Here is a 1,299-nt window from a genome sequence, read left to right as displayed (position 1 = left end):
CCGCCCGCCGGACCGCGCGGCGCCCGAGATGCCGCCGGGCGGCCGCTGCGCGGCGCCCCGCACCCGACGCTCCGCTTACCGTGCGCTTACGCAAGCTTTGCACGGCGCTTGCCCGATAAGGAAACCCCCTCGGATAGCCTGAGATGCACATGCGGGAGATCCACGGGGAAACGCGCGCGCCCGACCCCGGAACGCGGGGAGGTGCGCGCGCATCCTATAGCCGAGGGGGAGAGCCATGGGTGGACGCGACGACATAGCGCTGCGCGTGCGCGATGCGCGCGGCGATGCGCGCCGCGCGGACGAGCTGGTCAGGGACTACCTGCCGTTCATCAAGGCGGAGACGGCGCGGTTCCTCGCCCGCCCGCCGATCGAGGGCGCCGACGACGAGCTGGGTATCGCCATGTTCGCCTTCCATGAGGCGGTACTCGCGTACGACCGCTCCCGCGGCGCGTTCCTGCCCCTCGCCGCGCGCGTGATCCGCAACCGGCTCGTGGACTTCCGGCGCAGGGAGGCGCGCCACGCGCAGGTGGAATCGCTCGACCGCCCGGCCTACGGGGACGAGCCGGATGACGCGCGCACGCTCCTCGACGGCCTCTACAGCGGCCGTGACGAGATCGGCGAGCGCCATGCGCGCGCGGCGAGCCGGCAGGAGATCGCCGAGTTCGCGCGGGTGCTCGAGGGCTTCGGGATCACCCTCGCCGACGTGGCGGACAACTGCCCGCGGCAGGAGCGCACCGTCGCCGCCTGCCGGAGGGCCCTGGCGTTCGCGCGCGGCGACTGGGCGCTGCTCGACCGGCTCGAGAAGACCGGGCGCCTCCCGATGGCGGCGCTCGCCGAGGGGGCGGGCGTCGAGCGCAAGACGCTCGAGCGGCATCGCAGGTACCTGGTCGCCCTGTTGCTCGCCTACACGAACGGCTACGAGGTCATCCGCGGGCATCTGTACCGCTTCGAGGCGCAGGATGGGGGTTCCGCGCGATGAGATACCTGGTCATGGAGTGCGCGCCGAGCTACGCGGTCGTGCTCGACGAGGCGGGGGCCTGGCACAAGGTCCCGAACCTGGGCTACGAGGTGGGGCAGACCCTGGAGCATGCGCTGGTGGACGAGGCGGCCGCGGTGCGCGCCGACCTCGTGCGGGCGGAGGACGAGCTTGCCGCCGAGGACGGCGCCGATGGGGATGCGGGGAGCGCGGACCCGGTGGCGGGCGCCTCGGGCGCGGACGCCCGTGCCGACGGCGCCGGGGATGCCGGCCCCGACCCCGCCGCCGGGAAGACCGCCGCGCTCGAGCTCGTCGAGGGCGGC

2 protein-coding genes are annotated in these 1,299 nt (G+C 74.3%); both read left to right on the top strand.

Annotated features, from left to right (window positions below):
• Window positions 1–235 precede the first annotated feature (235 nt).
• The gene (locus tag PHA29_RS10515; protein ID WP_270849585.1) at window positions 236–979 is read left to right on the top strand and encodes a sigma factor; all 744 of its coding nucleotides are present in this window, start codon (window positions 236–238) and stop codon (window positions 977–979) included.
• The coding region (locus PHA29_RS10510) for a hypothetical protein (RefSeq protein WP_270849584.1) at window positions 976–1,299 on the top strand (324 nt) is incomplete at its 3' end. The genes PHA29_RS10515 and PHA29_RS10510, both read left to right, overlap by 4 nt.

Source organism: Candidatus Collinsella stercoripullorum (assembly GCF_027669965.1).
In the GTDB taxonomy this organism is placed as follows: domain Bacteria; phylum Actinomycetota; class Coriobacteriia; order Coriobacteriales; family Coriobacteriaceae; genus Collinsella; species Collinsella stercoripullorum.
Note: the sequence above shows the minus strand (reverse complement) of the source record. Positions and strands in the feature narration are given on the sequence as shown.

Coding starts and splice junctions, on each gene's coding strand:
- PHA29_RS10515 (WP_270849585.1), top strand. CDS start 236: ATGGGTGGACGCGACGACATAGCGCTGCGCGTGCGCGATGCGCGCGGC.